Here is a 25,825-nt window from a genome sequence, read left to right as displayed (position 1 = left end):
TAAAAATCAACATAATGTCATTAAAGAATCTTAATCCGCGCTTTGGTGTATTGCTGCTTTTTATCCTGGCAGCAGGTATAATACGCGTCGTGTTGGGAGCCGATACGAACATGTCACCAATAGCTATGTTCACGCCGGTAGGTGCTATGGCCTTGTTTGGCGGTGCATCCTTTTCACAGAAATGGAAATCGTATGCTTTCCCTTTATTAGCGCTGTTTGTAAGCGATATTATCCTGATGCAGGTTTTCCACCCTCAATTTGCAGATGGCTTACTGTACAGAGGCTGGGTTTGGAACTACGCCAGCTTTGTGCTGATAGTGTTACTGGGACAGCTGTTGATCAAAAAAGCTACTGTGCCTAACATCCTGATGGGATCTGTGGGTGCAGCACTTATACACTTCTTTGTATCCAACTTTGGCGTATGGATCAGCGGTTCTACCAATATGCTGACCGGCCTGCCTTATACCAAAGACCTTGCAGGTATCAGCAGCTGCTATATCCAGGCAATTCCTTACATGTGGTATGCGCTGGTAGGCAATCTTATCTACAGCACTATTTTCTTTGGCAGCTTTGAACTGGTAAAACGCAGACTGCGTTTTGCACAATAATATTTCTACATTTGTTTTTTAGAGATTTGGATATTGGGCAGATGAATACATTTGTCTGACTCCAAATCTCTAAATTATTATAGGGGTTCTCTCTTCTGCATCAGCATTCTGTACAGGCGCCATCACTACAGTCACTAACTGTAATACCCAAACGAAAACAAGATATACGTAAATAAATAACTAAACATGCGCAGCATTTCACGCAAATTTCAACTTTCATTTTTTGTAGCAGTTATATCGATAGTAGGGTTAGCCTCCTGCTCAAAAGATAATGAAGCAGCCGTTGTAGCTCCCCGGATAGTTACCCCGGGTTTAAAAGATGGTAAAGACACGATTTATATTGGCGACAGCAGGGTATTGAGTCCGCAACTGGCAGATGTAAAAAATCCAACTTTCCTCTGGCTGGTAAATGGTGTGCAGGCCAGTACAGACTCTACATTTACGTTTGCACCAACAGAAAGAGGCGATTATACTATCTCTTATAAAATAATTTCCGGTAATGCCCTCGCCACCTATTACTACCAGGTAAAAGTGCTGGGTAAATTTGAAAATGGATTCTTTCTCATCAACGAAGGCTGGTTTGGACATGAACCGGGAGATGTGAACTTTTACCGCAATGGCGAAGATTCAGTATACAAGTATGTGTTTCAGCGTAATAACCCTGGCAAAACATTAGGTACCACCACTGAATTCGGCACTATTTTCAATAACAAAATGTACCTCACCTCCAAACAGGGCGCAGCCCTCGTAGTAGCTGACGCGGGTACCATGAAGGAAACCGGCCGTATTGACCAGTTACCAGCCACCCCCAACGCCTTCCTGGGTATCAATACCGGCACCGGGCTGGTTGGAACAACAGATGGTATTTACCCCATCAACTTACAGGCACTCACCGCCGGCAGCAAATTAAGCAGTGTAAGCGGACAAATAGGCGGTATGATACAATCGGGCGCTTATATATTTGTGATGTCTGAAACAGATGGTGTAGTGGCCTTAAACAGCGCAGATTTCAGCAAGGCTAAGCAGGTGCTCAGCAAAGCAGATGTTGGCTTTGCCATCACGCCGGATGGCCGCATCTGGGCAGGACAGGGTAAATCACTTTACGCTATCAACACACAATCATTACTGGTAGATACCATTCCGGTTCCATTTGATATAAACGGTTCCTGGGGTGCCTGGAACGCAGGTATGATGACTGCCTCCACTGTTGAAAACGCCGTATTTATTGGTAAAACCAATTCATGGGGCGCCGGCGGCAACGAAATCTACAAATATTCACCTGGCAAACCACAGTCGCTGACAACACCATTCATTACCGTTCCGGCAGGTCGCGAACTTATTGGTGCTGCTGTAAGATATAACCCGGCTAACAATACCGTAGTAGTAACAGATGTAAAATCAGGTTATGGCCAGAATTATGCCGACAACACCCTTTACATCTATGATGCTTCCAGCGGCGGACTGAAGAAAAGCGTAGCCTATACCGGCTTCTTTTTCCCGGCAATAACAACGTTCAATCGATAAAGCCGTTAGCTTTTAGCTATTAGCTTTTAGCTATTAGCTTTTAAAGGCTAAAAGCTAAATTGCCACTGCGCTGCTCAAACGAATAGTCAATGCTAACAACATCGTCACGCTTCCGTCACCTAAAAGCTAACAGCTAATGGCTAACAGCTATTTAATTACCGGTGGCGCCCGGTCCGGCAAAAGCAGGTATGCGCAGGAGCTGGCGCTGGCGCAAAGCGGGCATCCTGTGTATGTGGCCACTGCCAAAGTGTGGGATGAAGATTTTGCACAACGGATACAGCGACACCAGGCAGAGCGGGGACCGGCATGGATCAATTACGAAGAAGAGCTGTACGTAAGCCACTTACCGCTCGATGGGCACACGGTGGTGATAGATTGTGTTACCTTATGGTTGACAAATTTTTTTGTACAACACGAATACGATATCAGTAATACCCTGGCCGCCTTCCAGGCAGAGATAGACGCCCTGCTGCAAAAAACAGGTACCTTTATTATTGTCACCAATGAAATAGGTATGGGCGTACATGCAGAAACAGCTATAGGGCGTAAGTTTACAGATTTGCAGGGCTGGGCAAACCAGCACATTGCACGTATAGCCGGTACCGTAGTACTGATGGTTTCCGGGATACCGGTAGTCATAAAAAAAGACGCGTAATAAACTAACAGGCATGATGAGCAATATTCATATAGCACCTGTATCGCAGGCACTGAGAGGAGCATTACAGGATAAGATTGATCAGAAAACCAAGCCGCCGGGCTCCCTGGGGAAACTGGAGGGCATTGCCTTACAGGCCGGGCTGGTGCAAAATACGCTGACGCCGGTGATCAACCATCCTGCTATTATTGTATTTGCAGGAGATCATGGCATTGCTGCCGAGGGGCAGGTAAATCCTTTCCCACAGGCAGTAACAGCGCAGATGGTGTATAATTTTTTGCAGGGCGGCGCTGCCATTAATGTTTTTTGCAGACAACATCAGTTGCAGTTGACGGTGGTGGATGCAGGTGTAAACCATGAATTTGCGCCGCACCCGTTGTTGAAAGACCGTAAAATAGGACTGGGTACACAGAACTACCTGCATATGCCGGCCATGTCGCTCGATCAGTGTAAACTGGCCATGCAGGCGGGCGCCGACGAGGTAAAGATACTGCATGAACAAGGCTGCAATACAATAGGTTTTGGAGAAATGGGTATTGGCAATACCTCTGCAGCTGCGTTGCTGATGAGTCATTTTACAAAAATACCCGTTGCGCAATGTGCGGGCGCCGGCACTGGCAGCAATGCACAGCAACTGGCGCAGAAGCGGGCTGTTTTGCAGCAGGTAGTGGCCAAACACGCTTCACCGGCATCAGCCGAACAGGCGCTGGCTACCTTTGGCGGTTTTGAGATAGCGATGATCTGTGGCGCCATACAACAGGCCGCGGCACTGCAGATGCTGGTAGTGATAGATGGTTTCATCGTAACGGCAGCCTTACTGGTAGCCGTGAATATGCAGCCCGCGGTGAAAGACTATTGCATTTTCGCGCATTGTTCGGAGGAACAGGGGCACAAAGCTATGCTGCAACATCTTGAGGTAACACCATTACTACAAATGGATATGCGCCTGGGTGAAGGCACCGGCGCAGCACTCGCCATCCCACTGATAAAAAGTGCCGTTGCTTTCCTCGATGAAATGGCCAGTTTTAACAGTGCCCAGGTATCAAACCGTACGATATGAAAAAACAATGGCAGTTATTGCTAACCGCTATTATGTTTTATACCCGTATACACGTTCCCGTTAGTATTCCCTACTCGCCGGAAATGTTGAATAAAGCGACCCGCTATCTGCCCCTGATTGGCTGGATAACGGGTATTTTTATGATTGCCGTATTGTATATCCTGAGTAACATTGCGCCCCCTATGGTGAGCATCCTGCTCGCTATTATCACAGGGGTTTGGGTTACAGGCGCTTTTCATGAAGATGGTTTTGCTGATATGTGTGATGGTTTTGGCGGCGGTTGGACCAAGGAAAAGATCCTGGAAATCATGAAAGACAGCCGTATCGGCACTTACGGGATGCTGGGGCTGTTACTGATCATGACCCTGAAGTATTTAACGCTGAGGGAACTGCCGTTACGCCTGGTGGTGCTGGCTATTATGACCGCGCAGCCACTGAGTCGTTTCATGGCCATCACCGTGATATACACCCATAAATACGTGCGGGAAAACAACGACAGCAAAGCTAAGCCCATTGCCAATGGCATCACGTTATCCGATTTGATGATGGCTGCGGCATTCGGCGTATTGCCGTTTCTGGCAGCGATTATTTACCTGCGCAACTACACCCTGTTACTAACCATTCCGGCTTTGCTGCTGGCGCGTTGGTACCTTGTACGGCTGATGCAGAAATGGATAGGCGGCTATACCGGCGATTGCCTGGGCGCCGTTCAGCAGGTATCGGAAACCGTTATTTATTTATGCTTTTGTATTCTCACATGGAAATATACCTGATCCGGCATACCACACCGGCAATAGAAAGTGGGATTTGTTATGGCGCCTCTGATGTGGACGTAGCTGCTGGTTTTGACACCGAAGTGGCGCGGGTAAAGCCTTTGCTGCCCACCAAAACGCCGGATGTATATACCAGTCCTTTGCAACGCTGCGAAAAACTGGCTGCAGCCTTGTTTGGCAGCAATTACACAAAAGACGACCGTTTAAAGGAGATGAACTTCGGTGACTGGGAAATGCTCCCATGGGATAATATCAGCCGCAATGCACTCCGCAAATGGGCCGATAACGTAGTGTTTGAGCACATACCAGGCGGAGAAAGCTATGAAGAGCTATATACCCGCAGTATATCATTGCTGGAAGAAGTTATCGCCAAAGGAAACGACGCCGTTTTTGTGACGCATAACGGAGTCATCCGGTGTATACTGGCATATGTAACCGATACGGCGCTTGTGGATGCGTTCGATATTTCGATGGATTATGGCCATATTTCTCATTTACAGGTCGAAAACGGAGAGGTAAAAGTGATATTTTCTAATTTGTAACTAATTGTCCATAAAGAATTTATATTAAAATATTTAAATATCTCCCTAAAAAACAAAAAAACTGGTAATTCGTGCTAACTTTATGTTTGCATACACCGTATAAAAAGAACACTATAAAATCTGATATAATGACAACATCTTTTCTGAATATCCCGCTTTTGTTTTTGCAGGAAATAGGTATCAAAGAATTACTGCTGATAGCATTGGTAGTACTGTTATTGTTTGGTGGTAAGAAGATACCTGAACTGATGCGTGGTTTGGGTAGCGGCATACGTGAATTTAAAGATGCCAAAGATGAACCATCAAAGAAAGGAAATAACGCCGATGCGACAGACGCAAAAAGCTAAGTAATTTCCTCCCATAAACAAAAGGCAAATCGCTCATATAGCATGAACGATTTGCCTTTTTTAATGCGCCTTATATCAGGCTGCCAGCTGCACTCCCTGCCCTATTCCAGCAGCGCCGTTATTGTTCACTGATTCAAATCTTTTTTTAAAATACCAGACTGCAACTATCATCATCACAATACCGGTAGCTGATACACCAATCACTGCATCCATAAAAAACTGGCTCCAGGATAAAGACATCCCGCTGAAATTTTTAAACAGCATCACCAGCACACTTCCCAGGTAACCAAAAGAATCTGCTACATAAATAACAAAACCTACATTGCTTACATACTTAAACACGGCGATTAAGCGCTCAAAAAATATACAGTTAAAGGGAATATAACCCATGTATAATCCCAAACCGGTTAACGTCATCCACCATACCGGATCCATCCGGTGCTGCTTGTACAGTATAGTGCTGATCAATGCCACCAGGAAACCGGTAATCACGATAAAGTGATTCAGCATAAAAGCATGGAAATTATTTTTCACAAATACCAGCATACCCATAATCAGGATAATAGCTATGGAGATGGGAATTTCAGTTTGTGTAAATATACCGGCCTTTGCTCCATAGCCGAGATCCTGCCATATATCGGCCGCAAAATTATCGCGCATATCCCTTAGCACAGTGAGTAATACATAACTGGCAATAAGCAGGATCAGCCCCGGCAAAAACGCCTGCAGAAAACTTCTCCGCTCCTGCTTGTTCATCGGCGCGCGCCTGGTTCGCTGTTGTTCATCCTCTGCCGACGGCGGCGGGATCTGCTCCAGCAATAGAATGAAAATAATGATGGGCACCACAAACACCAGCCCGGTTACAAAAGGCATCCAGTATTCGGTTACATGCCAATCTACCACTGTCATCTTACCCACCGACTTTACAAATCCGGAAGAAAAAATAAAGCTGATAGATAGCACAGCTCCCATAAACTCCGTACTCCGCCTGCCTTCCAGGTAACTAAATACCAGGCCCCAGATCATCCCCAAAGGAAAACCGTTCAAAAACAGGAACAGTATATTATAAGGCGCCGGCACTGCTGCAAAGCCCAATAATGCCAGCCAGGAAATACCGATCAGCAGCATAATGCTGCGCGCCCGTTTATTACCCTTCATTTCTGCAATAAACCGGATACCATAAAACTTGCTGCAGGCATAGCCGATGGTTTGCGTAATTACCAACCATATTTTGTAGTCTATCCCCAAAAACGTTACTCCTTCAAAAATACCTGCCGTAAAGGGTTTCCGGAAAGCATACATACAGGAATAAGTACCAAAAGCTACCAGGGCAGCATACAAGGAAAAAGTCAGGTGATGGGCATTCTGCAGCCGCCTCTGTATCCACGGAATATTCAACATTGTAACAAATGGTTTGGGACAAAGGTGCAGGTTCAATGTAAACAGAATGTTAACAATAACTGAACTTAATGTTAAGTTCTACTAAACATAAATAATTGTCTTGCCCAGGATTAAACTGATGATGATGATTTCCAGGATTTTATTTTTTTACAGTGATAAAAAAAAGATTAGCGAAGACAAAGCATATTCGCTTCCATCTTCACTAATCTTTTTTTAATCTAATAAAATCAAAAAAATAAAATCCGGAAAATCATCATCATCAGTTTAATCCTGGGCAAGACAAACTCCGCTGCCCGAAAACCTCCTTATTTCAGCAACCACATACTTCCGTTGATATCATCCGTGCTGCCACCAAACTGGCTTTGCAGGGAAGCGGCCCAGTTAACGCCATTGGAAGAGCGCTCTGAATCCGGATATTTAAAGCGTTTAGGAATAATACCACTGTTACCCGTGCCGGTGCCTACATTAAAGGTAGGAACGCCTGTTCTTCTCCAGTTGATATAAGCCTGCCAGCCGGAATTCTCAAAGAATGCCAGGTACTTCTGCGTCAGGATCTGCGCCAATCCCTGGGCATCGTTGCCTTTGTATTTTAACCCAGCCTGTTTGTAATAAACATTTTCGAAATCAAATGGTATCTCATAACGTTTACCACCATACGTTTTCACAACAGATCCGGCAGTTTCTGCAGGAATACCGTAAAAACCCAGCGAAGCTTTGATACCTTTTTTATACCAGCTTTCCGCATCGCCGGTGATCCACTTACGGTTGATAGCCTCTGCTATGTTAAAGCACAGCTCAGGGAAACCCAGGATAACACCAGGTTCAGCCGCATAGTTGCTATAGTAACGACTGCGGCTGCGAACGGAATATGCTGCTACATCCACGTCAGACATGTTGGAAGACATATCGCTCTGGCTCATACCAGAACCGGCGCCTACATAAGCGGTGATATCTGCGGGCGTTTTGTGAAATTTATTCAGCTGCTCCGTGGCTGGTTCTGCAGTAACATAAGCCCTCGGATCATTTAACGCTACCAGGGTATTCAGGTAGGTAGCAGACATATTATAACGGGTAGCATCAAATCCCAGGTTATCCGGGTTGGAAGGATACTTGTTGATATTGTTATAAATAAACTGCAGGTTACCATCCATTGATTCGATCAACGGATATTTAGCAGGATTACTAACTATATCATTAAACTGCTGCGCTACTTTTAAATCAGCATCTGCTGTTTTTGCACTCAACGTAATCAGTACGCGTAAACGGAAAGTGTTTACTGCACGTTGCCACTTCGTCATATCGTTACCGTAGTAGAAGTCGCCTTTCAGCAGTTGTCCTTCTGCCGTAATACTCTTATCCGGATTGGCAATCTGTGCAGCGAGCTGTGTGTTTGCTTCTTCCAGCCATTGCAGGATCTGTACAAACACGGCTTTCTGTGCATCATACTTCGGCGTAAGGCCGGTTTTTCCCTGTAAGGCTTCTTTCATTGGCAGATCACCTACCAGGTTAGTTAAACGGTAGAAGAACCAGGCCCGGAAAAACTTACCGAGGGCGCTATATGGATTCACTGCCTGTCCACCTAAACGGATGGCTTCTCCTTCCATTTGCTGTACGTTCGTCATCGAGTAGTAACTGGCAAAATCAGCGCCGCCCCAATCATAGCGTTGATCGCCATAATAGTTGTAATTGCAGCAATCAAACTGATTCCAGCGCATTACATTGCTCCAGGGCTTATCAGTATTCATGTCGGCCAGTACGCCACCCAGTACCAGGCTGGGTGGGGTTTGGGATGGTTTATTGGTATTGATGGCGTAGTCGTCATACTTTTTGTTACAGCCGGTAATGGCGGCACCTGTTAAAGCGATGAAAACTAATATTCTAAATGATTTCATACAAAGCGTGTTTAATAAGTAAGTCGGATCAGAAAGTAAGGTTTAAGTTAAAGCCATATCTCTTGGTAGTAGGCGTTTGCAGGGTAGATGCACCCTGGTCAGCACCAGGATACTGGTCGAGATCCACGTCTTTATTCTTAGCGAAATAAAGCAGGTTTCTGCCGACGAAAGATATATTGGCGCCCCTGATGAAAGTACCTTTCAGTAAGGCAGGAGACAAAGCATAACCTATCGTTACTTCCCTGAGTTTTGCAAATGTTTTGCTGATTACGTTCGCTTCGTTGGTTTTATAATATACGCTGATGTAATCCTGCAGAAAGGATTTGGTAGTATTGGGCGCATATTGCAGCTTATCGTAGTTGGTAACATTTCCGTTGTTATCGTACTGGATGGGTACATTGTTGCTCACAACCACACCCTCGCCCTGGTAAGATTTCACGCCTTTATAATCCTGGTAGCGGGCTTCTCCCATAGCCCCCTGCGTGGTGAGAATATTACGTCCGCCGCGGAAAGTCTGCTGCTGGATATAATCGATCATATTACCACCTACGCGGCCATCGAACTGAAAGCTCAGGCTGATACCTTTATAGCTGAAATTGTTATTAACTCCCCAAACCCAGTCAGCGCTGGCGTTACCCAGGAACTGTTGTGTAGGGTTCATAATAGGACGACCGCTACCATCGTTGATGATTTGTCCGTCCGGTGTTTTTACAAAAGTAGATCCGTATATTTTATCCACCCGGTCACCCACACCAACAAAGGCATTCAGCTTGGTTTCGTTACCATAAATGCTTACATATTTCTCCTGGTAAGTAGACCAGTTGGCGGTGATATTCCAGTTGAGGCCATTAGGATTTCTCAGCGGAGATCCGTTTAATGACACCTCATACCCTGTTTTACGTGTATTTACACCGTTGATACGGTTTTTAGCATAACCGGTGGCGCTGGAGATAATTACATCATAGATCTGCGGACCGTTCTGGCTGGTAAAGTAAGTAGCGTCTACGCCTATACGATTTTTAAGGAAACGTATATCCATTCCCGTTTCAAACACTTTAGTAGCGAACGGCTTCAGGTCAGGATTGGCAATTGTTTGAGAGATATAAGCGCCTGCCTGGTTCTGGTATACAGGCGCAACGTTATAAGATGCGGTGTTATACACCGGACCATCGTAAGAAGACTGGTACTCTGTTCCATATCCCAGCGGATAGGTAGCAAGTGGTGTAGCCCCGATAGTAGCCTGGGTAAATCCGCCTTTCACATTGGCATAAGATCCTCTCAGCTTCAGGAAGGAGATCACTGACGGCAGTTGCACATAGTCGGACACTACGGTGCTTAATGCCACTGACGGGTACGAATACACGTTATTCCGGATTGGCAGGTTAGATGCTTTATCCACGCGGTCGGTGAGGGAGATCGTAGCATATTTTCCCAGGTCAATATCTACATAACCGTAGGCACTCAGTACCAGCATTGGCGCCTGGAAGTTGGTAGCAAACAGCGGATCGCGTGAGTTGCCAAAACCATACCATCCCGGTGCGTTCAGGTAGTTGGTGGAAACGTAGCTGGAATTAAATCTGTAAGAGCGGGCGTTACCACCAACAGAAGCGTGGACACCAATTTTATGCGGGAACATGTTGGTATAGGATAACAACACATCGGTGTTGTTTTCAAATAAAGTGCGCTTGTCTTCCCGGTAATCCCCTTTACCTTCTTCCCTTCCATATGGGTGGGCTGAGTAAGGGACTTTTTCGTTCCGCATCAGGTCATAGCTGGTGATCTGTGTACGGGCCAGCAGTTCCAGCTTGTCGGTGATTTTATAATTCAGTTTTGCGTAGCCGTTGATATCTGTTTTATAGTGTCCTCTTAACCATTCGTATGTCATAAACCAGGGGTTATGATAACGCTGGTATTCTGCGTAGATGGACTGTATACCTTCTTTACCGGGCTGCCAGTAATTGCGCATATCATCCATGCTCCAGTCGGCGCCCGCCCAGATCAGGGTGTTATAAATGATACTGTTGGGGCCATAGGTTACATCCGGGAAGTTATTGGAATACTGGCGGTTGTAATTCATGTAGGCGTCGAGGCGCAGGCGGGATGAGAAGTTATAGCCTGCAGAGATATTAAAATTGGTAATGTTCAATGAGGTGTTTGGAACAATTCCTTTCTGGTAAGAATGTGACAGGGAGAATCGCAGGTCGGCCTTCTCCGTATGAGAAGATACCGAGATGTTGTTAGTGCTCAGCATCCCTGTTTGCAGAAAGCGTTGCAGGTTGTTTTTGCCGCGGGCAATCCATGGGGTACCGGTACGTTTACCGGTAGCAGGATCAACGGGGCTGTCGTATTGCGGAATCAGCTGACCTTCGAATTTTGGTCCCCATACATCATAGTCACCGTCGTTCGTACCATTACCTTTACCGTCTACAAATGCGTATTTACCATGATCGCCGGGACCGTACTCATCCTGTACAGCAGGAATGGCATTAAATCCTTTTTCGAACATGGTGCTGGAGTTAAAATCAATGGACAGGCCGCGCTTATCTTTTGTTCCTTTCTTAGTGGTGATCATGATAGCGCCGTTGAGGCCACGGGAGCCATACAGCGCGGAGGCGGTTACACCTTTCAGGACGGTATAACTTTCGATGTCGTCCGGAGAAATGTTCCAGGTATCGGAGTTGATGGGTACGCCGTCAACTACATACAGCCCGATATTACTACCGCGTAGTAACACCAGTGGAGCCGCCAGCAGTTCGGCGGAAGCGCCTACAGTGAGACCGGCAACCTTACCTGTAAGACCGTTGATGGGATTGGGTTCCCTGGCTTTAATGAGATCGGCGCCTTTTACTTCCTGAACAGCATAACCTACCCGTTTTACTTCTTTTCGTATACCCAATGCAGTTACAACCACTTCATCGAGGGCTTTCTTATCCGGTTGCAGCGCAATGGTTACATCGGAAGCGCCTTTAAGTGGATATAATGTTGGCAGGTAACCGATAAAGCTGATCTGCAGTTCATCGGTTGTGGCGGCGGAGATGGCAAAACTTCCGTTTGCATCTGTTACGGCGCCGCGGTTGACGCCCTTTACCTTAACGGTAGCACCAATTACCGGCTGGCGATCGTCAGCTGAGATGACTTTCCCGGTAATAGCTTGTTGTGCATACAGTGTGGTGGTGGTGATTAGCAGCAATAGTAAGGCGCATAGCTGCCTTTTGAGCGCCGGAAGTAGATTTGATTGCATGTAAAAGTAGGTTTGGGTATTATTTACATGCAAAGTTTACGTTCCAATGTGACCGGAATGTTAACCTATACTAAATTTATTGTTAAGTATTTGTATATTACTATTTTTCGCTGTCGAGGAAGAAATACACGACCAGGATTTGGGCGTTGTCGGGTCCTATGTTACTGGGTTTGTGGCCGAGGCGGCCATCGAAGAACAGCGAGTCGCCTTCTTCCAATATATATTTTTCGTTATCGATGAGGTATTCTACCCTGCCTTTGATAATATATTTATACTCGTAGGCATCCGTTTTCACGGTTTGCGCACGGGTAGCACCTTTTTTCAGTTCCAGCAATACAATATCTACCGGGAAATTTTTCACATTTTTCGTGAGTACCCTTTTGTAGATAAAGCCTTTGGCCGGTTCTTTTTCAAACTCCTGGTAGGCGGCTTTTTGCTTGATGATTACCTTGGCGCTCTGGGTTTGCTGATCAATTTCGTTAAAGAACTCGTTCATATCGAGCCGGAGAGCCTTAATAATATTGATCAGTACCAACAGGGAGGGAACGGTTCTGTTATTCTCTATCTGGGATATCAGTCCTTTACTCACCTGTGCCCTGTCTGCCAGCTCCTGGATAGTAATACCTTTTGCCTTTCTTTTCTCCTTGATCTTATTACTGATCTGAATGATAATATCCTCCGTCATATAAGTAGTATTGAAACAAATATAAGCAGAAAGGCGCTAGGATAAAACGTTCTGCATTCTACCTATATTTACACAAATTAGCATTCATGTTCAGTATCGACCAAATTCTGGCCATTACCTTTACGTTATTTGCGGTCATTGATATTGTAGGATCCATACCAGTACTCGTTTCCCTGAAAGAAAAGCTCGGCCATATAGATGCCGGCAAAGCGACCCTGGCATCGGGTTTCCTGATGATCCTGTTCCTGCTGGTGGGAGAACCTTTTCTGAAATTACTGAGCGTGGATGTACATTCCTTTGCAGTGGCGGGCTCCATAGTTATATTTGTTATTGGCCTGGAAATGATCCTGGGGCTGGAGTTTTTTAAAAACGATCCGGATGCAAAAGCCGGCAGCGTGGTGCCTATCGCCTTCCCTCTGATAGCCGGTTCCGGAACGCTCACCACTATTATGTCGCTTAAAGCGGACTTCGGCCAGTATAATATTTTAGCCGGCATCTGTTTGAACCTGGCTATTGTATATATCGTACTACGGTGTTTAAATTACATAGAACGTATGCTGGGCAAGGCCGGGCTGATGGTTTTGCGTAAATTTTTCGGGGTAATACTACTGGCTATTGCCGTTAAAATATTCAAGAGTAATATCAATCTTTAATGTGATTTGGGATTATTCATTAGAAAATGTAGTTTTGCGTACTTTCCGGCCTCGTAGTACAATGGATAGTATAAGAGTTTCCGAAGCTCCAGATTCAAGTTCGATTCTTGACGAGGCTACAAAAAATGTTATTCGCCCGAGCTTAGTTTTACTAGGTTCGGGCGTTTTTCATTACCTGGTAAGCATTTCAGGACCAGGAACGGTAGTGAACGAAAAAAGAATTAACCGCCCGGGAACGCTGGATGAATCAGGCGAGTACCGGCAAATACTTTGTTGACCAGAATATACACTCCCCAAAATGAATATTCAGTTTTATCAGAAAAGGCCCGGGGCTGTTTCAAGCCGTACTTTGGCCGGCATTGGTTGTGTAGCCCGGATATTGATGAATTGTCCGCCGGATAGCTAGCTTATAGCTTGATGTAGATAAAGTCTCCTATAGCTAAATAAGATTGCTCAAAACCTATTTCCCAATTACCATTTCATATCCCTAACATTTTAATTTTATGAAGAAAATTATCTTTCACCTGGTAACCCTCCTATGCCTTTCCCAAACAGTAAAAGGACAGACCTATATCCAGGACCAGGCGGCCAGTGCACAAGCGGCAAAATTCTGGATTTCCGGCATTGGCAGTATGCGTTCAGCAGCTGCCTATTCTGCTATTGGTCAGGGACAAATGGTCCTTTATAACGACTCCCTCGTAATCGGCAAACGGCGCTGGGCTTTTGGGCTTACCAATGCTGCCAATGCTACGCCTAATAGTGGCGCTGATTTCGCACTCTGGAACTATGATGATGCAGGAACTTTTATTGGAACAACTTTAAGTGTTACCAGGAGCAATGGCTTTGTAAATGCACTAAAAGGCCTATCCACCCCACTGATCAATTCCAATAATTCAGCCGGTGCTATCAGTATATATGGCGGCGCCAGCGCAGTAGACAGCTACCGTGGTGCTGAAATAGGGCTCAGAGGCGGTACCTATAACACAACACCCGGGGAAATGAGCTTTCATACCGGTGTAGGCGGTGGCGGTACTTCGCAGCCTGAAAGGATGCGGATTGATGCGAACGGACTTGTAACGATGGGGTATAGCTTGAAGTTAAATAATGGTACCTCCAATAATATCAGCTTCAATGATATAGGCTTGGGGGGACCCACTTTCACCACAAGGAGTGCCGGCAGTAAAATTACTTTATGGGATGCACCATTGAGTGCTTCAGTATCTGGTTGGGATATAGGAATGGAAAACGGTCATATGTGGTTTGGTGTAGCGGCACCGTCAAATGCACAAGGTTTTAAATTCTATGGCGGTACCACTGTTGTTGCAAGAATAGACGGCGTTGGTAACAACCAATGGGAAGGTCAGGGTCGATTTAAAAGCTGGCTTACCGGAAGCTCCGCCACTGGAATTGCTGCAGAAATTGGGGTGGTAAACGGAATCGCTACAATTATCGGATGTAACAGGTCTGTGGCGCCGGCAGTATATGTTCCGTTAAGCCTTACCGGAGGCACTACCAACAGCAACCAAACATCTGTTACCATCAATGAAATAGGTATGGGCATTGGTTCCAGTACCTTCTTCGGCAAATGCAGTATCTATGATCCTGCTAATAACAAGGCATCTATTACTATGCAATCTGGCGGAGATAGCCGGTTCTGGATCAATGAAGGTGACAACGTACTAAAAATCGGTGCAACCGGCGGAGGTACTCCCCCTGCCTTGGGCGTCATCAATATTACCAATAACGGCAAAGTGGGGATTGGCACCACTACTCCCCAATCGGAGTTTTCGGTCAAAGGCACTGTCACCGCGCAACGGGTAAAAGTAACTCAAACCGGCTGGGCTGACTATGTTTTCAGCAAAGACTATCCGCTTACACCATTAACAACTGTTGAAAAATATCTGACTACACATCAGCACCTGGAAGGCATTCCCTCTGCTGCTGAAGTGGCAAAAGACGGAATTGATGTGGGAGAAATGAATAAAAAACTACTGGAAAAAGTAGAAGAGTTAACGCTGTATCTTATTGAGCAAAATAAAAAGATAGCAGCATTGGAAGAGTGGAAAGCACAGCAGGAAAAAAGAAAAAATTAACAACCGCAACATACTGAAGGGGCTGACCCAAAACCATTTTTGGCTTTTGGGCAGCCCCTACCATATATGAGTTCTTAGTTCATCAATTCAGCCAGCTTCTTTTCCAATGCTTCTCCCCTGAGATCCCTGGCAATAATTTTTCCATTTTTGTCGAGGAGCAAATTTGCCGGAATACTTCTGATACCATATTGCAGCGCTACTGCATTCTTCCAGAATTTTAAATCTGACACCTGTGTCCAGGCAAGTTTATCGGCTTCAATTGCTTTTACCCACGCTTCTTTGTCCTGGTCCAGTGATATACCAAGGATAGTAAATCCTTTGTCTTTAAATTGCTGATAGGCCTTCACCACATTGGGATTTTCGCCGCGGCAGGGCCCACACCAGGATGCCCAGAAGTCGATGAGTACATACCGGCCGTTAAAGTCTGACAGGTTTACCGGATGGCCGGAAACATCATTTTGCGTAAAACCCGGCGCCATAGCGCCTATGGCAGTAAGCTTTGCAATATCCAGCCGTTTGGCAAATTCAACCCCTGTTTTACTATTCCTGTTTGCGACAGACAAATTATTAAACAGTGGAGCAACCGTGCCATAGTCAATACTGCTACCGGCAAATTCTTTCAACGCCAGCAGACTGAAATAACTCTCCGGATGTTCCTGTACATAAACACGCTGCAGCCTTTTTTTCTCTTCGAACAGTGGAGTGGCTACGCCCATCATACTGTCGCGCAGGGCAGTTCCTTTTTTCTCCGCATCCGTAGCACGCGCCCACCTGGCATCCAGGCTTTTCAGCACAGGTTCCACAGCTGCAAAATGTTGCTGGTATGCATGATATGCGTCATTTATCAGAGAATTTTTAATAACGGCATGCTTCACAGAGTCTTTGGCCAGCAGTTGAAAGCTGCCATGGTCAATATAACAAACGAGTGCATCCATCTCCTTTCGCCGACCTTCTCCTTTATGGTCTATCGACAGGGTAGCCATTACCGGGGCTGTGACGGCTCCTTTGAATATAAATTGTCCTTTCCTGATCATTACAGAGTCCAATACATTTCCATCTGCATTGCGATAAGACAAGTAGGCTTTTGCGGGTATATCGAGTTTTCCGATGCTGCCTTTTATAGTAAAAGTAGTGTCCTGGGCCATCATAACAACGGGCCATAGCAGTAATGATGACAATAATATTTTTTTCATTTGCTGAACTTTATAGTGGATGATAAATATTTGTTAGTTATTGTAAGCATCGTTCTGCGTGAGCGCCGGGTTCGCCTTAAGTTCCAGATCTGGAATAGGATACAGCACAGATCCTGGCTTCCAGGTACCGGGCGGCGAGAGTGGTTGCAGCAATGCTGCTGCACGATTGGTTCTTTTCAGATCCAGCCAGCGATGTCCCCACTCGGCGAAAAATTCTGTTTGCCGTTCCTTTTCTATGGCCAGCAACAGTGAGGGTTGATCGGCAGCAGTTGTTGGCGCCAGGCCTGCGCGGCTACGAACAACATCCAAGTCATTTTGTGCCAGTTGTATTTTACCACCCTGCTGTGCTCTTGCCTCCGCTCTTATCAGGTATTGTTCAGCAAGCCGGAAAACGATGTAGTACTCTGTCAGCGCACCGGCGCCTGCCTTGTATTTGGCTGGATATGCCCAGGAGGGATTAGCAACGCTGCTGAATCCAATCCAGGTTGTTTTGCGATTATCGCCGGGTTCAAAAGCATTCAAAAGCTGCTGCGTTAATTCGTAATTGGGCCGGGTATTAGCGGCGGTGAGAAATATTCCTCCTTCCGGTGTGTTGGCATTGGCTATTACCGGCTGTAACTGCCAGATCGCCTCTGTACTTTCTTTTTTAAAGACCTCGGCCGGCATAGGGAGTGCGGCGCCATACTTACCGGAGTTGATGATAGCACTGGCTTCATTCTCTGCTTCCAACCAACGCTTGTTATACAGGTATGCCCTTGCCAGCAGCGCGCTGGCGGTATAACGGTTAGGACGCAACTTTTCGGCGGTAGGGTATCTATCAGACAGTAATGCCTTAGCATCTTTCAGGTCGGTGATAATCTGTTGCCATACGGTAGCTGCCGGCGTTCTTGGCAGGCTCATATTTTCCTTGTACGCGGTAGTAAGTACCAATGGCACATCACCAAAAAGATTAACAAGATAGAAATAGCAAAATGCCCTCATAAACCGGGCTTCTCCTCCCAATTGTGTTTTTACACTATCCGTTACGCCACTTGCTTTGCTTAACCCTTCGATAATGGCATTAGTCCGGTAAATATATCCGTAGCCGTCGGACCAGAAAGTACCTATGTAACTGTTATCCGGTGTGAGTGCATGATCAGAAAATTGCTGGAAATACGGAGCAGAAGTATTATTCTGGGTCCAGGTCATTTCATTGGCCGACATACCTGCCAATGAAGACATAGAGAAACAGGCAAATGAACCGTTGTTGCCATACTGGTCATTCATCATGCTTATATAAATAGAGAGCATGGCAGCCGTTGCTGATTTGTCGCTCGTAAATATTTTATCGCTTGTCAGGATATCGGGCGGATTTTCTACTGTCACAAATTTCCGGCAGGAAGAAAACACGATTATCAGCACAAGGCAATTCGCCATCCACCACCAACGGGTTTTCAGAAAAACAGAAGGTATGCCGATTTGTATATTTTTCATGATTACTGCTTTAGAATGAAATAATTAAAAAGATATCTGTGCGCCTATGGTCAGCATTCTCATCGGAGGCATAGAGCTGAATGTCATGGTTTCAGGATCACCGGTTTTATAGTGCGTAAATGTGAGCAGGTTTTGCGCCTGTAAATACAACCGGACATTATCCGCTTTTATCCGTTTTACTATATTTTGTTCGAATTGATATGACAACGCAACATTTTTCAAACGCACGAACGAAGCATCAGTGATGCGGGCTTCTGAATAGTTGGCATAGTAACTATAAGTAGTTACCGCTGTACCGGTTGTAGTAAAGCGCTGTACATCGGTGATATCACCGGGATGCTGCCAGCGGTCAAGTACTGCCACAGGCTGATTGGTTCTGGCGCCGGGAGCCTGGAACTGGATACTTGTTTTTCCCCGTTGCTTTACAAAGTGGAAAAAGAAATCCAGTGTCCAGTTCCGGTAGGTAAAGGTATTTTGCAGACCACCGTATAACCGTTGTGCAAGATCATATACTGCTGTCTGGTCTTTGGGAACAGACATACCGCCAAGTTTATGTACGCCTGTCTGAGGGTCTACGCCTTCGTATGCGATCCATTTGGAAATGGTAACGGGTTGCCCGATAGACCAAACGCTGGCATAATAAGTATCTTCCAGACCGGGATAGGCGATCAGTTTATTTCGGGGGATGGTGATATTAAAAGCCGTTTTCCAGCTAAAATGCTTTTTCTCTACGTTAGTTGTATTCAGCATCAGCTCCCATCCCGAGTTCTGAAGTATGGCATCGCGGTTTGCATTCACGTAGGAGAAACCAACCTGCGAAGGAAGGGTGAGTCCTGTTAATTGGTTATCTGTTTTATTCAGGTAGTAATCTGCACTAACGTAAACCCGTTCCTTGAGGAAAGAAAGCTCCAGTGCTGCCTCCCATTTTCGGTTACGTTCCCAGGCATAATTGGGGTTGTCAAGATTAGCCGGATAAAGCCCGCTTGCACCCTGGTAAGGTAAGGCCGCATTAGTGGGCGCCCATTGGGATAGATACTGGTAATCCCCGATGCGGTCATTTCCGGTAACACCCATGCTACCCCTTAATTTACCGAAGCTCAGGAAGGACCAGTTTTTCATAAAGTTTTCTTCAGAAAATATCCAGCCTGCACCCACAGCTCCGAACGTTCCAAACTGTTTACCAGGGCCAAATCTGCTGGATCCATCATGACGGGCCGACACATTCAGCAGGTATTTACCATCCCAGTTAAGATTTACTCTTCCAAATAATGCTGCATAGTGATATTTGCTGTAACCGCTTGTTACGCTTTTTACTGAAGCGGGACCAGGGGTTAAAAGCAAATCATCGCTGGCATACCCGCTGGCGCTGATTTTAGTTTGCTGATTCAGTTGCTCCTGAAAACTGCCCCCTACCAATACCTGTAAACCAGCTTTTCCCAGATGCCGGGAATATTCTGCCTGTGGTTCTATGATCCAGTTACGGGCATTTTTGGTGAAAAAATCTGCGGTGCTGTTAAGTGTAGCACTATAAGGACTCTGGGATTTGATGGGATTGGTGGCTGTTTGGTCCAGTCGCAGGGAATTGTATCCGGCATCCAGTTTCAACTGAAGCCCTTCTATTACCTGGTAGCGCAGGTTCATGCTACCGAGCATATTTTCTGTATTAGCAATAAACTGTTTGAAGGTATACGCGAGCGGGTTGGAAAAATTGATGCCTTTATCACGCCACACCAGGTTGCCGCTTGAGTCCAGCGGGTAGGGGGCGTTGGGCACTGCGGTAAGAAACTGCATCAGGTCAGTGGTAGTGACCTCGTTCTTATCAGAGCTGAAGCCGCCGCTAAAGGAGATCGAAAACTTATTGTCCGACGACCGGTGCGTCAGGTTAGCGCGTACGCTGGCCCTGTTATCAGGCATACTACCATAGTAAATGGGCGTTTCCCTGTGGAAGCCCGCAGTCAGCGAAACCTGGGTCTGTTGGCTGCCACCCGATATACGTACCTGTGCATCGTTGCTGCGGCCCTGTTTGCCCAACAACAATTTTCCCCAGTTGGTATATCGTGTAGTGTCCCACACCATCAGGTCAGTGGCATTTGAAGCCGTTGGCGTGATACCATCGTTTTGAAATGCCTCCCTGCGCATGGCTATATATTGTTGCGTGTTTAACATTTCGGCCATGCGGGTGGGCCTGGCCCACCCGGTATAGTAGCTGGCATCTACGGATGTTTTGCCCGCTTTGGCTTTGCGGGTGGTAATCAGCACTACGCCATTGGCGCCACGTGAGCCATAGATGGCGGTAGCATCGGCATCTTTCAATACTTCAATACTTTCTATATCTGCCGGGTTTATAGTAACGAATGGGCTCCCACCTGAATTGGCTCCCATGAGTCCTCCCATCGTTTGTGCAGAAATGCCACTGGCAAAGGTTACGCTTCCAAGAGAATGCGCAAAGGGAACACCATCGATCACATATAACGGATCTGATCCTGCTCCCAAAGTATTTTTGCCCCTAATAGTTACACTCACCGGAGCCCCGGCCAGGCCGCTTGTCTGCGATATCTGCACACCGGGTAATCTGCCACTCAGTGCCAGCAGCGGGCTTTCTACAGGCTGTTTGCGGATGTCCTCTCCTTTTAATTTTGCAATGCTGCCGGTGCTTAAACGCCTGGTGGTAGCACCATAGGCAATAATCTGCACATCATCTAATACGCTGGTTGAACGCGCCAGGGTAATAGTCATATTGCCACCTCTGATCATGGCGGCGGTCACTGTATATTCCTTCTTTTCATATCCTATAAAAGTGACAATAAGTACTTCTCCCGCATTCAGGGAAAGTGTAAAAATACCCTCTGCGTTGGTAACCCCCGCCTGTTTACCGCCTTTTACTGTGATGGTAGCACCGGGAAGAGGTTGTCCATCTGGACCGGTAACACGCCCCGTAACCGGCTGGGATATGGCTGGCATCGCATCCGGCGCCGGCGGCGGTACCGGCCTGGCATAAACGAAAATGCTTTTCCCTTTTATACTGTACTGCAGCGGTTGTGCCCGGAAGATATCTGCCAGGAATTTTTCCAGCGGCACATCTTTTTCATCCGCAGTAACGGGATGGGATATACGAAGTAGTGATTCGGTACACATAAAAACGCAGCCGGTTTGTTGTTTAACAACCGTAAAAACCGTTTCCAGCGGCACATTTTTACCGGAGAAACTGATGTTCTGAGAGACCCCTTTCGCATAAACATGCAAAAAGCCGATGGTCAATAGCATCATGGTTAATTTCATCATTAAAAAGATTTTGGCGATGTCAGGGCGCCTCCTGGCCCTCCGCGTGCGATTCGCAGAATTTTGCATAATTTCGTTTTGTTTGGTTGGTAAATAAGCAGTCTTTACAGTGACCTTAATTTTCAATCAGCCAGACCTTCACCGGAAGTGCGCTAACGCTTCCGGTTTTTTGTTGGAAGATTTTACTACTTCTGATATTCTTTGTGTTTGTGGAAGGCATAGCAATGCTATGGCAGGCTGCTGCTGCAACCCCGCCGGTCTTTATTCTGAAGCCGTCCGGATTAATTGTTTAATGATGGTTGATTTTTAAATACTCATTGTTCTTTTAGTTAGCCGCTTACTATTAATGTTTTGCCATCCATACGACATTTTACGCCCATTGCTTTAAGCATTTCCAATACATCCGACAGATTTACATTTTTATACATCTCTCCTTTAAAAACTATATCAGGTACAGCTCCTTCATAAACCACCTTTATACCATACCATCTTTCGAGCTGCGGCATTACCGCACGGATATCTGCTCCATTGAAATTGAACAATCCGTTCTTCCACGCCAATACCTGCTCCAGATCTGCATTGGCACTTACCTTAACAGTAGCATCCCGGTTGTTGGCAGCAGCCTGCTGGCCTGGCTTCAGCAGCCAGTCGCGGTTACCTGAATTGATTTTTATACTGCCTGTTACCAGGGTAATTTTCGTATAGTCTTCATCGTTATAAGCATTGATATTGAAGCTGGTACCCAGCACTTTTATGGCAACACCGTTGGCTATAACTGTAAATGGATGCGCGGCTGATTGCACCACTTCCAGGTATACTTCTCCCTTAACAGTTACCTGGCGCTCCTTCCCGGTAAAAGCCGCTGGAAATGTAATAGCGGATGCCGCGTTTAGCCAGGCTTTAGTGCCATCAGGCAATGCAACCTGGTAATCGCCGCCCTGCGGGGTGCTGACCGTATTCCATAATGTAGCTGTATTGGTCCCGGACTGCGGTTGATAAGCCAGTTGCCCGTTGCCCTGCTTCAGAATCTGTGTGTTTCCCTGTTGCGCAATGGCCCCTTTGGAAGCATCGTCTAACAAAATAGTACTCCCATCAGAAAGCGTAAGCATAGCTTTGTGCCCGCCGGGACCTATATTCGCGGCCATTCCCGCGGTATTTTTTGTTGATACCTTCCGCGGATTTGAGAGATAAATAACCGCAGCAGCTACACCACCGATCAACAACACAGCAGCAGCTACCTTACGCCACCCCATCCGGAAAATGTTACGGTGAGAGGCTACAGGAACCTGCTTAGCGGCGTGTAATTGCGTTGCCAGGTGCTGCTGGAGCCGCTTCCCTACTTCAGGAAACTCCTCCGCGACCACGTCATACCGGCCGGCATGAAGATCTTCCAGCAGGAAATCGCCCACAGTACCAGCCCATACCGGATCGCGCAAGGCAGCCAACAAACGTTGCCTGTCTTCCGGCGAAATGGTACCCATTGCATATTCGTCCAATAACTGCTGTAATATTTCGGATGTCATCATACCTGCTTATTTATAAAGACCCATTTTCTCAGGAGAAGGGTGGTTGTTACGAAAAAAAATTTTAGTGCAACAAAGTAGTGGCTATAAAAACTGCCATAGAAAACATAGGGCGCCCTCGAACAGCCATATAGTTCCTGAGAAAGTTGAGTGCCTTAACGATATGTTCTTTTACGGTATTACGGGAGATGCCAAGTTCCTGGCAGATTTCTTCGTAAGATTTTCCTTCTATGCGGCTCATAGTAAACACCTGGCGGCGAACCGGGGGGAGTTCGTCGATGCCGTTCAGCAACAGCGTCTTTATTTCACGGAACTCCGCATGTTGATCCGGCAGCCAGATATCTTCCGCCACATGCACGTCTTCCAGGGCTTCCGTTTCCTCCAGCTTCTTACGGATCGCTTTAAATATCCGGTTTCGGGCTACAATAAAAAGATAGTTATCGAAATGCTCAACGGCAGTAAGTTTTTCCCTGTTATGCCACAGGTCCATAAATACATCCTGGGTTACTTCTTCCGCTACATGCTGAGATTTGGCATAAGCCAGCGCATGACCATATACCCTGGGCCAATAGCGGTCTACCAGGATACTGAAAGAAGCTTCTTTCCCTGCTGCTATTTGTAGCAATAATTTTGGCTCGTTATACAAATCACTACTATCCAACAAAATTTTGTCAATGTAGCTGTAAACATAAAATAAAATAATGAGATCGCGGAGGGGGTGCGTTAAATGCAAACAGATAAAGAAGCGGACTTTTCTCCAGGCGCGTATGGCGTAAAACACAGCAGCCGCCTGATGTGTGTCAGGCGGCTGCTGTGTTTTATAGATGACAATATTTTCATTATCCGTTTATTTCGCTGAGCTCCAGCCAGCGCATTCCTTTATCATCCAGCAGTTGAATGATCTCTCCGATGCGATGTGTCATGGGTTCCATTTTATCAAAAGCCAGTTCACCACTAGCTAAAGTAGCTTCAATGGTTTTCTTTTCTGTTTCGAGTTGTTCTATTTCTTTCTCCAGCAGCTCCAGTTCTCTCTTTTCCTTGAAGGACAACTTACGTCCTTTATTTTCGGCCGCAGGGGCGGCCACTGCTACCGGTTCAGGGGTTGTCTCTTTCTTAGGCGCAGCGGTCTTTTTCTTATCTTCTTCCTTCTGCCATTCGCGATACTGGGTATAGTTCCCGGGGTAGTCCCGGATGTTGGCGTCTCCTTCAAAAACAAACAGGTGTTCCACGAGTTTATCCATGAAATAGCGATCATGGCTTACGATGATTACGCAGCCCTGGAAATCCTGTAAAAAGCTTTCCAGGATGCTGAGTGTAGGTAAATCCAGGTCATTGGTAGGCTCATCCAGTACCAGGAAGTTAGGGTTGCGGAAGAGGATAGACAGCAGGTGCAGTCTTCTCTTTTCACCACCACTTAACTTGGAAATATAAGTGTATTGCTTTTCGGCAGGAAAGAGGAATAGTTCCAGGAACTGGGCAGCGCTCACTTTAGTGCCATCTGCCAGCGGGAAATTTTCTGCTATATTTTTTACAAACTCAATTACCCGCATATCTTCCTTCACTACCAGACCTGTTTGGGAATAATTACCAAACACGATGGTTTCCCCGATATTGATTTTACCAGAGTCGGGTTGTTCGCTTCCCAGCAACATGTTCAGAAAGGTGGATTTCCCTACCCCGTTTTTGCCGACAATGCCAACCCGTTCTCCTTTTTTGAAAGTATAATCCATTCCTTTCAGGATTTTGAGGTCGCCGAAGGATTTATATACTTTTTTGAGTTCGAGTATCTTACCGCCCAGGCGGGTCATTTTTACATTCAGTTCCAGTTGTTGATCAGCTACTTTAGTAGCGGCTTTCTCCTTTACTTCGTAAAAAGCATCCTGCCGGGATTTTGACTTGGTGGTACGGGCCTTGGGCTGCTTCCGCATCCACTCCAGCTCTTTTCGATAGAGATTCCGGGCTTTATCCACACTGGATTTGTCCATTTCTTCCCTGGCAGCCTTTTTTTCGAGGTAGTTTTCGTAATCCCCTTTATAGATGAACAGCTGTTCCTGGTCCAGTTCCATGATTTCATTACATACACTGTCCAGGAAATAACGATCGTGGGTTACCAGCAGCAAGGTTACTTTTTCCTGATCTAGATAATTTTCCAGCCACTCAATCATGGATACATCCAAATGGTTGGTTGGCTCATCCATGATCAGTAGCACATGTTTATGCTCGAAGCCGATTTCGATCAGCACTTTTGCCAGGGCAACTCTTTTTTGTTGGCCACCAGACAGAGAACCAACAGGCTGATCAAGGTTATGTATATTTAATTTACCTAATATCTGTTTTACTTTGGAGTCGAAATGCCAGGCATTAAGCTCGTCCATTTTGGCGATGGCGTCTGTCAGCTTATCCAGGTCGGGGTCTTCATGCCCTTCTTCTGTCAGCAGTTCATACTCCTTAATGGCGTTCAGAACGGGATTATCGTGATTGAAGATGTTCTCTATCACGGTTTTAGAGAGGTCAAAGGCTGATTGTTGTTCCAGCATGACTACGGTTACATCCTTATGGATCCAAACTTTACCGCTGTCGGGCACATCCTTTCCGCATAAAATCCGCAGCAGGGTGGATTTTCCTGTACCGTTGAGCGCCACCAGCGCTATTTTATCTCCTTCTTCAATATGAAAAGAAATGTCTTTGAATAATGGTTTGGTCCCAAAAGATTTGGTAAGCCCTTCTACTGTAACATAATGCATAATGCGAAGTTATAAATTATCGGCAACACTGGGATTATGATAATTTTTCCGTATATTCATTATAGGATAACTGGGATTTCCTGTACCTGATAGCTTTTTAATAAAACACAGCATTTCGGCCCTTTGTCCATTATTATCC

At 46.0% G+C, this 25,825-nt stretch carries 19 protein-coding genes and 1 tRNA gene; 10 read left to right on the top strand and 10 right to left on the bottom strand.

Annotated elements, in window-relative coordinates:
* Nucleotides 1-14: 14 nt before the first annotated feature.
* The 7 genes from KE626_RS14760 to tatA all read left to right on the top strand — a co-directional run bounded on the left by KE626_RS14760 (nucleotide 15) and on the right by tatA (nucleotide 5,509).
* Complete coding sequence (locus KE626_RS14760) at nucleotides 15-608, top strand: DUF6580 family putative transport protein (RefSeq protein ID WP_211973680.1); 594 nt, start codon at nucleotides 15-17, stop codon at nucleotides 606-608.
* Nucleotides 609-794: 186 nt separating this feature from the next.
* On the top strand, nucleotides 795-2,132 hold the full coding sequence (locus tag KE626_RS14755) for a DUF5074 domain-containing protein (protein ID WP_211973679.1): 1,338 nt from the start codon (nucleotides 795-797) through the stop codon (nucleotides 2,130-2,132).
* Between the two features lie 136 nt (nucleotides 2,133-2,268).
* A complete protein-coding gene (locus KE626_RS14750) occupies nucleotides 2,269-2,787 on the top strand; it encodes a bifunctional adenosylcobinamide kinase/adenosylcobinamide-phosphate guanylyltransferase (protein ID WP_211973678.1) in 519 nt (172 codons plus the stop codon).
* A 13-nt stretch (nucleotides 2,788-2,800) separates the two neighbouring features.
* A complete protein-coding gene (gene cobT / locus KE626_RS14745) occupies nucleotides 2,801-3,847 on the top strand; it encodes a nicotinate-nucleotide--dimethylbenzimidazole phosphoribosyltransferase (protein ID WP_249207471.1) in 1,047 nt (348 codons plus the stop codon).
* Nucleotides 3,844-4,620, top strand: coding sequence for an adenosylcobinamide-GDP ribazoletransferase (locus tag KE626_RS14740; protein ID WP_211973677.1), 777 nt, complete (start codon nucleotides 3,844-3,846; stop codon nucleotides 4,618-4,620). The genes cobT and KE626_RS14740 overlap by 4 nt, the downstream gene beginning before the upstream one ends.
* The gene (cobC, locus tag KE626_RS14735) at nucleotides 4,587-5,162 is read left to right on the top strand and encodes an alpha-ribazole phosphatase (protein WP_211973676.1); all 576 of its coding nucleotides are present in this window, start codon (nucleotides 4,587-4,589) and stop codon (nucleotides 5,160-5,162) included. The genes KE626_RS14740 and cobC overlap by 34 nt, the downstream gene beginning before the upstream one ends.
* A 128-nt stretch (nucleotides 5,163-5,290) precedes the next feature.
* Entirely contained in the window at nucleotides 5,291-5,509 is a 219-nt protein-coding gene (tatA, locus tag KE626_RS14730; RefSeq protein ID WP_211973675.1) for a twin-arginine translocase TatA/TatE family subunit, read from the top strand.
* Between the two features lie 75 nt (nucleotides 5,510-5,584).
* On the opposite strand, the gene KE626_RS14725 is transcribed toward tatA, so the two are convergent.
* From KE626_RS14725 to KE626_RS14710, 4 genes are all read right to left on the bottom strand, one after another.
* Nucleotides 5,585-6,910, bottom strand: a complete 1,326-nt coding sequence (locus tag KE626_RS14725; protein ID WP_211973674.1) for a DUF5690 family protein — start codon at nucleotides 6,908-6,910, stop codon at nucleotides 5,585-5,587.
* A gap of 305 nt (nucleotides 6,911-7,215) precedes the next feature.
* Nucleotides 7,216-8,802, bottom strand: coding sequence for a SusD/RagB family nutrient-binding outer membrane lipoprotein (locus tag KE626_RS14720; protein WP_211973673.1), 1,587 nt, complete (start codon nucleotides 8,800-8,802; stop codon nucleotides 7,216-7,218).
* Nucleotides 8,803-8,830: 28 nt separating this feature from the next.
* Nucleotides 8,831-12,043: a SusC/RagA family TonB-linked outer membrane protein gene (locus KE626_RS14715; protein WP_211973672.1), complete on the bottom strand. Its 3,213-nt coding sequence runs from the start codon at nucleotides 12,041-12,043 to the stop codon at nucleotides 8,831-8,833.
* Nucleotides 12,044-12,143: 100 nt separating this feature from the next.
* A complete protein-coding gene (locus KE626_RS14710) occupies nucleotides 12,144-12,728 on the bottom strand; it encodes a helix-turn-helix domain-containing protein (protein ID WP_211973671.1) in 585 nt (194 codons plus the stop codon).
* 86 nt (nucleotides 12,729-12,814) lie between these two features.
* On the opposite strand from KE626_RS14710, the gene KE626_RS14705 reads away from it, so the two are divergent.
* The 3 genes from KE626_RS14705 to KE626_RS14695 all read left to right on the top strand — a co-directional run bounded on the left by KE626_RS14705 (nucleotide 12,815) and on the right by KE626_RS14695 (nucleotide 15,474).
* Nucleotides 12,815-13,381, top strand: a complete 567-nt coding sequence (locus KE626_RS14705) for a MarC family protein (protein ID WP_211973670.1) — start codon at nucleotides 12,815-12,817, stop codon at nucleotides 13,379-13,381.
* A 47-nt stretch (nucleotides 13,382-13,428) separates the two neighbouring features.
* Nucleotides 13,429-13,500 (top strand) — tRNA-Arg (locus tag KE626_RS14700).
* Between the two features lie 384 nt (nucleotides 13,501-13,884).
* Nucleotides 13,885-15,474: a hypothetical protein gene (locus KE626_RS14695; RefSeq protein ID WP_211973669.1), complete on the top strand. Its 1,590-nt coding sequence runs from the start codon at nucleotides 13,885-13,887 to the stop codon at nucleotides 15,472-15,474.
* 74 nt (nucleotides 15,475-15,548) lie between these two features.
* Here KE626_RS14695 and KE626_RS14690 read toward each other — a convergent pair whose 3' ends face one another.
* From KE626_RS14690 to KE626_RS14665, 6 genes are all read right to left on the bottom strand, one after another.
* Nucleotides 15,549-16,667, bottom strand: coding sequence for a TlpA disulfide reductase family protein (locus KE626_RS14690; RefSeq protein ID WP_211973668.1), 1,119 nt, complete (start codon nucleotides 16,665-16,667; stop codon nucleotides 15,549-15,551).
* A gap of 33 nt (nucleotides 16,668-16,700) precedes the next feature.
* Nucleotides 16,701-18,140, bottom strand: coding sequence for a RagB/SusD family nutrient uptake outer membrane protein (locus KE626_RS14685; protein WP_211973667.1), 1,440 nt, complete (start codon nucleotides 18,138-18,140; stop codon nucleotides 16,701-16,703).
* A 24-nt stretch (nucleotides 18,141-18,164) separates the two neighbouring features.
* Nucleotides 18,165-21,422: a SusC/RagA family TonB-linked outer membrane protein gene (locus KE626_RS14680; RefSeq protein WP_211973666.1), complete on the bottom strand. Its 3,258-nt coding sequence runs from the start codon at nucleotides 21,420-21,422 to the stop codon at nucleotides 18,165-18,167.
* Between the two features lie 326 nt (nucleotides 21,423-21,748).
* Nucleotides 21,749-22,945, bottom strand: a complete 1,197-nt coding sequence (locus KE626_RS14675) for a FecR family protein (RefSeq protein WP_211973665.1) — start codon at nucleotides 22,943-22,945, stop codon at nucleotides 21,749-21,751.
* A gap of 61 nt (nucleotides 22,946-23,006) precedes the next feature.
* On the bottom strand, nucleotides 23,007-23,567 hold the full coding sequence (locus KE626_RS14670) for an RNA polymerase sigma factor (RefSeq protein ID WP_211973664.1): 561 nt from the start codon (nucleotides 23,565-23,567) through the stop codon (nucleotides 23,007-23,009).
* Nucleotides 23,568-23,781: 214 nt separating this feature from the next.
* A complete protein-coding gene (locus KE626_RS14665; protein WP_211973663.1) occupies nucleotides 23,782-25,686 on the bottom strand; it encodes an ABC-F family ATP-binding cassette domain-containing protein in 1,905 nt (634 codons plus the stop codon).
* Nucleotides 25,687-25,825: the final 139 nt, after the last annotated feature.

Source organism: Chitinophaga hostae (genome assembly GCF_018224885.1).
In the GTDB taxonomy this organism is placed as follows: Bacteria; Bacteroidota; Bacteroidia; order Chitinophagales; family Chitinophagaceae; genus Chitinophaga; species Chitinophaga hostae.
Note: the sequence above shows the minus strand (reverse complement) of the source record. Positions and strands in the feature narration are given on the sequence as shown.

Coding starts and splice junctions, on each gene's coding strand:
- KE626_RS14760 (WP_211973680.1), top strand. CDS start 15: ATGTCATTAAAGAATCTTAATCCGCGCTTTGGTGTATTGCTGCTTTTT.
- KE626_RS14755 (WP_211973679.1), top strand. CDS start 795: ATGCGCAGCATTTCACGCAAATTTCAACTTTCATTTTTTGTAGCAGTT.
- KE626_RS14750 (WP_211973678.1), top strand. CDS start 2,269: ATGGCTAACAGCTATTTAATTACCGGTGGCGCCCGGTCCGGCAAAAGC.
- cobT (WP_249207471.1), top strand. CDS start 2,801: ATGATGAGCAATATTCATATAGCACCTGTATCGCAGGCACTGAGAGGA.
- KE626_RS14740 (WP_211973677.1), top strand. CDS start 3,844: ATGAAAAAACAATGGCAGTTATTGCTAACCGCTATTATGTTTTATACC.
- cobC (WP_211973676.1), top strand. CDS start 4,587: ATGCTTTTGTATTCTCACATGGAAATATACCTGATCCGGCATACCACA.
- tatA (WP_211973675.1), top strand. CDS start 5,291: ATGACAACATCTTTTCTGAATATCCCGCTTTTGTTTTTGCAGGAAATA.
- KE626_RS14725 (WP_211973674.1), bottom strand. CDS start 6,910: ATGTTGAATATTCCGTGGATACAGAGGCGGCTGCAGAATGCCCATCAC.
- KE626_RS14720 (WP_211973673.1), bottom strand. CDS start 8,802: ATGAAATCATTTAGAATATTAGTTTTCATCGCTTTAACAGGTGCCGCC.
- KE626_RS14715 (WP_211973672.1), bottom strand. CDS start 12,043: ATGCAATCAAATCTACTTCCGGCGCTCAAAAGGCAGCTATGCGCCTTA.
- KE626_RS14710 (WP_211973671.1), bottom strand. CDS start 12,728: ATGACGGAGGATATTATCATTCAGATCAGTAATAAGATCAAGGAGAAA.
- KE626_RS14705 (WP_211973670.1), top strand. CDS start 12,815: ATGTTCAGTATCGACCAAATTCTGGCCATTACCTTTACGTTATTTGCG.
- KE626_RS14695 (WP_211973669.1), top strand. CDS start 13,885: ATGAAGAAAATTATCTTTCACCTGGTAACCCTCCTATGCCTTTCCCAA.
- KE626_RS14690 (WP_211973668.1), bottom strand. CDS start 16,667: ATGAAAAAAATATTATTGTCATCATTACTGCTATGGCCCGTTGTTATG.
- KE626_RS14685 (WP_211973667.1), bottom strand. CDS start 18,140: ATGAAAAATATACAAATCGGCATACCTTCTGTTTTTCTGAAAACCCGT.
- KE626_RS14680 (WP_211973666.1), bottom strand. CDS start 21,422: ATGATGAAATTAACCATGATGCTATTGACCATCGGCTTTTTGCATGTT.
- KE626_RS14675 (WP_211973665.1), bottom strand. CDS start 22,945: ATGATGACATCCGAAATATTACAGCAGTTATTGGACGAATATGCAATG.
- KE626_RS14665 (WP_211973663.1), bottom strand. CDS start 25,686: ATGCATTATGTTACAGTAGAAGGGCTTACCAAATCTTTTGGGACCAAA.